Annotated in this window: 6 protein-coding genes, 1 rRNA gene and 1 other annotated feature; of the genes, 1 reads left to right on the plus strand and 6 read right to left on the minus strand. The window is 38.0% G+C overall.

Annotated elements, in window-relative coordinates; translation table 11 throughout:
- Nucleotides 1–227: 227 nt before the first annotated feature.
- The 5 genes from serS to guaB all read right to left on the minus strand — a co-directional run bounded on the left by serS (nucleotide 228) and on the right by guaB (nucleotide 6,373).
- Entirely contained in the window at nucleotides 228–1,502 is a 1,275-nt protein-coding gene (gene serS, locus CQ058_RS30255) for a serine--tRNA ligase (protein ID WP_002009617.1), read from the minus strand.
- Between the two features lie 51 nt (nucleotides 1,503–1,553).
- Nucleotides 1,554–1,774: a binding site (T-box leader), on the minus strand.
- 54 nt (nucleotides 1,775–1,828) lie between these two features.
- The gene (pdxT, locus tag CQ058_RS30260; protein ID WP_002191375.1) at nucleotides 1,829–2,419 is read right to left on the minus strand and encodes a pyridoxal 5'-phosphate synthase glutaminase subunit PdxT; all 591 of its coding nucleotides are present in this window, start codon (nucleotides 2,417–2,419) and stop codon (nucleotides 1,829–1,831) included.
- 18 nt (nucleotides 2,420–2,437) lie between these two features.
- Nucleotides 2,438–3,325, minus strand: coding sequence for a pyridoxal 5'-phosphate synthase lyase subunit PdxS (pdxS, locus tag CQ058_RS30265; protein ID WP_002009615.1), 888 nt, complete (start codon nucleotides 3,323–3,325; stop codon nucleotides 2,438–2,440).
- 160 nt (nucleotides 3,326–3,485) lie between these two features.
- Entirely contained in the window at nucleotides 3,486–4,796 is a 1,311-nt protein-coding gene (locus CQ058_RS30270) for a D-alanyl-D-alanine carboxypeptidase family protein (protein WP_142396444.1), read from the minus strand.
- Between the two features lie 113 nt (nucleotides 4,797–4,909).
- Nucleotides 4,910–6,373, minus strand: a complete 1,464-nt coding sequence (guaB, locus tag CQ058_RS30275; protein ID WP_002107266.1) for an IMP dehydrogenase — start codon at nucleotides 6,371–6,373, stop codon at nucleotides 4,910–4,912.
- Between the two features lie 115 nt (nucleotides 6,374–6,488).
- Between guaB and CQ058_RS30280 the strand changes: the two genes are divergently transcribed.
- Entirely contained in the window at nucleotides 6,489–7,490 is a 1,002-nt protein-coding gene (locus CQ058_RS30280) for a YaaC family protein (protein WP_002009610.1), read from the plus strand.
- A 36-nt stretch (nucleotides 7,491–7,526) separates the two neighbouring features.
- Here the strand turns inward: CQ058_RS30280 and rrf are convergent.
- Nucleotides 7,527–7,619, minus strand: a 5S ribosomal RNA gene (gene rrf / locus CQ058_RS30285); the annotation flags it as partial.

Here is a 7,619-nt window from a genome sequence, read left to right on the forward strand (position 1 = left end):
GAACCCCCGCGCGACTCTCGCCGCCTGTCGGTTTTCAAGACCGATCCCTTCAGCCAGACTTGGGTATACCTCCATATTGACATCAAATATAATATCAAAAGAAAAACAGTTAGTCAACCCTACTATAATAAATTATGAGGAAAGGGAAATTTTACTTCCCCTCTCCTTTATGACACTGCTGACAACGTCCATAATTACCAATCACTCATACCGATGAATGTTTTAACTTATTTAATAACTGTTTTTCCTCCCATATAAGGGCGAAGAACTTCTGGAATTATAATTGTACCATCTTCTTGTTGGTAGTTCTCTAAAATAGCTGCCACTGTACGTCCAATTGCAAGACCAGATCCATTTAGTGTATGAACATGTTCCGGTTTACCATTTGGCTCACGACGGAAACGGATATTCGCGCGTCTCGCTTGGAATGCCTCAAAATTACTACAAGAAGAAATTTCACGATATGTACCATAGCTTGGAATCCATACTTCAATATCGTATTTCTTCGCTGCTGTAAATCCTAAATCTCCTGTACACATGCTCATAACGCGATATGGCAACTCTAATAATTGTAACACGCGCTCTGCATCATTTGTTAATTTTTCTAACTCTTCGTAAGAATCTTCTGGTTTCACGAACTTCACAAGTTCAACTTTATTAAATTGGTGTTGGCGAATTAAACCACGTGTATCACGACCAGCTGAACCTGCTTCAGAACGGAAGCATGAGCTAAACGCAGCATATCGTATCGGCAATTGCTCTTTACTCACAATCTCATCACGATGCATATTCGTTACAGGTACTTCAGCTGTTGGGATTAGGAAATAATCTTCACTTTCAATACGGAATGCATCTTCTTCAAACTTCGGAAGTTGTCCTGTTCCTGTCATACTTGCACGGTTTACCATATAAGGAGGCAATACTTCCTCATATCCATGCTCATCAGTATGAAGGTCAAGCATAAAGCTAATCAAAGCACGTTCTAATCTTGCACCAGCACCTTTGTAAAATACAAATCGGCTTCCTGTTACTTTCCCAGCACGTTCAAAATCTAAAATCCCTAAATCAGTAGCAAGGTCCCAATGCGGTTTTGGCTCATAAGTAAATTCTTTCACTTCTCCCCAAGTACGTGCTACTACGTTATCATCCTCTGTTTCACCTATTGGAGCAGATTCATGAGGGATATTTGGGATAGATAGCATTAATCTTTCTAAATCTTCTTCAACTGTACGAAGCTCATTATCAAGATCTTTTACTTTTTCCCCAACTTCACGCATTTCTAGAATTAGAGCTTCCGCATCTTTCTTTTCACGCTTTAATACTGAAATTTGTTGAGATACTTCGTTACGTTTACTTTTTAGTTCTTCTGTTTGAACAAGTAGCTCTCTTCTTCTCGTATCAAGTTCTTCAAAGCGACCAAAATCCGTTAAATCTTCGCCTCTATGCTGTAATTTTGCTTTTACTTCTTCAAAATTCGTACGTAAAAATTTAATATCAAGCATTATATACTCCTCCTTTTATTTTATAAAACACAAAAAACTCCCGTCCCTATACAAAGGGACGGGAGTTAACCCGCGTTGCCACCCTAGTTGAAAGCATTACCGCTTTCCTCTCAAGTAGAAATAACGGCTCTTCACCGGGAATGTTTACTAATCAAAAGATATTCCACATTCCATTCCAGGATGGATTCACAAACTGTTTCTATCGATTTCCACCAACCATCGACTCTCTATAAGAAACAACATTTGTTACTACTTCCTATCAACACGCTTATTTTATAAAATTGTTATCATCAATTTACTATAATCTTATACAAGTTGCAAGTTACTTATACAACTTTTTTCATTTTTGCTTCTTTTACCATTTCTACAAAGTATGCTGTTACACGATGATCATCCGTTAATTCCGGATGGAAAGAAGCAGCTAAAAACGGCCCTTGCCTTACCGCTACCATTCGCTCGCCATGCATAGAAAGTACTTCAACATCATCAGCTACATTTACAACATACGGAGCACGGATAAATACACCAACAAAGTCCTCTCCCACACCTTTAATTGAAAGTGCAGCTTCAAAACTATCTTTTTGGCGTCCGAACGCATTGCGCTCAACCGTAATATCCATAGCACCAATATGTGCTTCTTCATAGCCAATAAGTATTTTCGCAAGAAGAATCATTCCTGCACATGTACCAAACATTGGTTTACCAGACTTCGCAAATGTACGAAGAGGCTCCATGAAAGCATACTTATCAATAAGACGGCGCATTGTTGTACTTTCACCGCCTGGTAAAATAAGACCATCAATCTCTTCAAGTTGCTCTATACGCTTTACAACAACAGCTTCTGCACCACTTGCCTCAACTGATTTTACATGCTCACGAACTGCACCTTGAAGACCTAGTACACCGATTTTCACCATTTTAAAGATCTCCTTTAATTACCATCCACGCTCTTGCATGCGTTGTTCTGGTAATAACGTTGAAATTTCGATACCTTTCATTGCGTTACCTAATCCTTTAGAAAGGCTTGCAATTAGTTCGTAATCTTCATAATGAGTCGTTGCTTCAACGATTGCACGTGCAAATTTCTCTGGGTTCTCTGATTTGAAGATACCAGATCCAACAAATACACCATCAGCACCAAGTTGCATCATTAACGCTGCATCTGCTGGTGTTGCTACACCACCTGCTGCAAAGTTTACAACTGGCAGGCGACCAAGGCGTTTAATTTCAAGTAGTACTTCATAAGGAGCACCAGTATTTTTTGCATATGTCATTAACTCATCTTCACGTAGACTTGCAACTTGACGGATTTCTGCATTGACTTGGCGCATATGACGCACTGCCTCTACAATGTTTCCTGTTCCAGGTTCACCTTTTGTACGAAGCATAGCTGCACCTTCTGCAATACGACGTGCAGCTTCTCCGATATCGCGGCAACCACATACAAACGGAACTGTGTAATCACGTTTATTTAAATGGTATACTTCATCAGCAGGAGTCAATACTTCACTCTCATCGATATAGTCTACCCCTAATGATTCTAATACACGTGCTTCTACAAGGTGACCGATACGGCATTTTGCCATAACCGGAATTGATACAGCACCCATAACTTCTTCAACAATTGTTGGATCTGCCATACGAGAAACGCCACCTGCTGCACGAATATCTGCAGGTACACGCTCTAATGCCATAACAGCAACTGCGCCTGCCTCTTCTGCAATCCTTGCTTGCTCAGCGTTAACTACGTCCATAATAACGCCGCCTTTTTGCATTTCTGCCATTCCACGTTTTACACGTTCTGTCCCTGTTACATTTGTCATGTACAAAAACCCCCCTAGGTGAATTGCTTTCCCCCGTTAAAGAAGAAAATTAAGAATACTCTTACATTCTACCACTAACTATCTGATGCTTGTCCACTACTTTTTCATAAAGTCGGTATGAAAAATAGGAATAAGAAAAAGCTCCTACAATGAGGAGCTTTTAAAACCAACCTTTTACTGTATCAACAGCACTATTCCACATACCACTAAAGAAAGAACCAATTCCGCGCATAGAACGTGTGAACCAACCCGCCTCTTCTACTTCAGATTTTGTTACAAGGTCTACTTGTAATGATTTTCCTGATAAAAATCCAGGATCATTACTATCTTTAGACGTTACAACCATTTGGCCAAGTGTAACTCCCTTTTTCATAGGTGCCTCTTGTCCCTTATTTCCTTCTTTAAATTCTGTTTTATAAACGTCTTTACTTCCCTTTGGCACCGGAAGTAAAACAGCTTGCTTCGTTTGAACTGCCACATCTTTATCTTTCGCATTTTCAACTCTTACTGTTTCTCTTCCTTTAACCGAAGAACCTTTTTCATACATTTTCTTCATTTCAAAGCTAGCAAAGCCATAATCATATAATTTCTTTGTCTCATCAAATCTTGCCGTGTGAGATTTTGTTTTAATAACTACAGAAATGAAACGCATACCATTTCTTTCAATCGTACCAGTGAAACAATCTCCTGCTTCTGGAGTTGATCCTGTTTTCAGACCATCTACGCCTTCGTATTCCTTAATTAACCCCTTTAACATCCAGTTCCAGTTAGGCATTTCAATCCGATCCGGAGTACCTTCACGGAATACTTTTTTTGAAATTTTTGCTATGTCTAATGTTTTAGGGAAATCTTGAATAAGACGTTGTGCTAAAATTGCTACATCTCTCGCAGACATTTTATTTTCTTCATCTGGAGTTGTCCCTTCAGGATGGTGTCCTTTTAAATCTTTGTTCGTTAAGCCCGTAGAATTTACAAACTTATAATTTTTTAATCCAAACTCTTTCGATTTATCATTCATCATTTTTACAAAGTCTACTTCTTTTCCAGCAACTGCTTCAGCTAACGCTATCGTTGCACCATTAGCAGAATAAATTGCCATTGCTTCGTATAGCTCTTTTACTGTATAAGATTCACCATTTCGTAGAGGCACATTCGATAATGAACGATCTTGCGAAATGTTATACGCATATTCGGAAACCTTAACTTTTTGATCCCATTTTAGTTTCCCTTTCGCAATAGCCTCGTTCACTAGGTATTCACTCATCATTTTTGTCATACTAGCAATTGATAATAACTCATCTGCATTTTTTTGATATAAAATCTTCCCAGAATTCGCTTCTACTAAAATTGCCGCACCTGCTTCAATGTTTAAAGCGGCTCCTGTTTCTGCTGATGCATTGCTATATGGTACAAGCATGCTACAAGCTATTGTAAGCACTGTTACCAACGCAATGAATCTTTTGCAAAACATACCTTTCACTTTTGCTACCCCCAATATCTATGTACTCACATAACCGTTATTCTAACATAATCAAAAAAAAATAGACAGAGATATCAAATCTCTGTCTATTTGTATATAAGACATTACAATGAGTAGTTTGGAGCCTCTTTTGTAATCTGTACGTGATGAGGATGGCTTTCACGTAAACCTGCACCTGACATACGAATGAACTGTGCATTCTCACGTAAGAATTCTAAATTCTGCGCTCCGCAATATCCCATACCTGCACGTAATCCACCAACTAATTGATGAACTGTATCTGCTAAAGGTCCTTTATATGGTACGCGTCCTTCAATACCTTCAGGAACAAGTTTTTTGTTTCCTTCTTGGAAGTAACGATCTTTACTTCCTTTTTCCATCGCTCCAACAGAACCCATACCACGATATACTTTAAATTGGCGACCTTGGTAAATTTCAGTTTCTCCAGGGCTTTCAGCAACACCAGCAAACATACTACCTAGCATAACAACGTGTGCTCCTGCTGCTAAAGCTTTAACCATATCACCAGAGTACTTAACACCGCCATCAGCAATAACTGGAATACCGTGTTTACGAGCTTCTGTTGCACAATCATAAACTGCTGTTAATTGTGGTACACCAACACCAGCTACAACACGCGTTGTACAAATAGAACCTGGTCCAATACCAACTTTAACTACGTTTGCACCAGCCTCAATTAATGCTTTCGTTGCTTCAGCTGTAGCAACATTTCCAGCGATAATATTTAGTGCTGGATATTTCGCACGAACTTCTTTTACTTTTTCAATAACACCTTTAGAATGCCCATGAGCTGTATCAAGTACAATTGCATCTACGCTAGCTTTTACTAATGCATCGATACGAAGCATAGCATCAGCCGTTACACCAACAGCTGCTCCAACTAATAAGCGTCCTTGCTTATCTTTAGCAGAGTTTGGGAATTCAATTACTTTTTCAATATCTTTTATTGTAATAAGCCCTTGTAATACACCGTTATTATCAACAAGAGGGAGCTTTTCAATTTTATACTTTTGTAGGATTTTTTCAGCTTCTTCCAGTGTAGTACCAACTGGAGCTGTAATTAACTGTTCTTTTGTCATTACGTCAGAAATTTTGATTGAGTAGTCTTGGATGAAACGCATATCACGGTTTGTAATAATACCAACTAATTTTCGCTCATCTAAATTATTTACAACTGGTACACCTGAGATACGATATTTTCCCATAAGATGTTCTGCATCATATACTTGATGTTCTGGAGTTAAGAAGAAAGGATCTGAAATAACGCCGCTTTCAGAGCGCTTTACTTTATCAACTTGCTCTGCTTGTTGCTCAATAGACATATTCTTATGAATAATTCCTAAACCGCCTTGGCGAGCCATTGCAATAGCCATGTCAGCTTCTGTTACTGTATCCATTCCTGCACTAATTAACGGGATGTTTAGCTGTAAGCTTTCAGATAAAACTGTTTTAACACTTACTTCTCTTGGTAATATATCTGACCTCGCTGGTACAAGTAATACATCATCAAAAGTCAAACCTTCTTTAACAAATTTAGATTCCCACATAATTGTTCCCCCCATGATACCAGAAATTATTATTAGTAGCTTATCAATTGGTTAAAATACTGTCAAGGACGTATATATATGTTAGAATTTTTAGACAATAAAAGGAGCGTAATATATGCATCAAACACATTGCACTTGGCAGCAATTAAGTTTCTTTTTTTCATCTCAAAATGTACAACGTTATCTTGCCCGTTGTTATGAAAAATCCTCCATACAAGATGCTGAAAAAAAAAGTTTTGAAAACTGTTATCCCTTTATTTACTACTTAGAACACGGGAAAAATTATTATGAATTATATAAAGTGGCCCCCTTTTCGATTCAGCCGATGTTGTTATTTTATGGAATTAGCCAACTGTTTAAAGCTTGCTTGTTAACTATTGATCCTAACTACCCAGAATCAACTACTGTTTTAGCTCATGGCGTTACGACTCGTAAACGGAAAAAACAGGGGTATCAATTTTTAGAAGATGAGGTGAAAATACAGAAAAACGGATTGTTTACTCACGTTGCAGAACAACTGTTTCACATGAAACACTTAGAAGCGGAGAAGTTTAATATGTTAGAGCTAATGGGGAATATTCCTGAATTACAAAATTTGTTGCGCTATAGTCAAAAAGTATCAACTTTATATAAGATCGATTCAACAAATAAAAATGAGCTCTCCTTTTCAGTCAATATATTAGATCGACTACATATGACTAAAGAGCGATTTTCTCGTTACATCGAAACAACTTGTAAGCATTTATCAATACAACACGTACCTGAGAAAAATAATGAATTAAATTTGTTTTTTTCGGCACCTATTCAATCATGGAATCCTATGTATAGTACACCTTTATACTATGAGCATCTTACTGACACTTATTATTTACCACTTACGACTGACCCTAGAAACTCTAAGCCAGTGTTGCCTGAGCTTCTTGTTCATTATTTATTACTCTATAATTTAAGTATGATTTCTAGGTATGAAACGGATTGGTGGTATGACTTACTTGGAAGTTATGGATCTGAAGATTATCCGTTTATTTATCAATTTCTCAATATTTCTGCTCAAAAAATCCCTTACTATATTTCAGCATTTTTACTAACGGAATCCAACCTATTTCATGGGAAATAAAAAAAACACGAGTCAAATGACTCGTGTTTTTATCTTGCTTGGCGACGTCCTACTCTCACAGGGACAAGGTCCCAACTACCATCGGCGCTAGAGAGCTTAACTTCCGTGTTCGGTATGGGAACGGGTGTG

It is taken from the genome of Bacillus sp. MYb56, from assembly GCF_002976445.1.
GTDB classification, from domain to species: domain Bacteria; phylum Bacillota; class Bacilli; order Bacillales; family Bacillaceae_G; genus Bacillus_A; species Bacillus_A mycoides.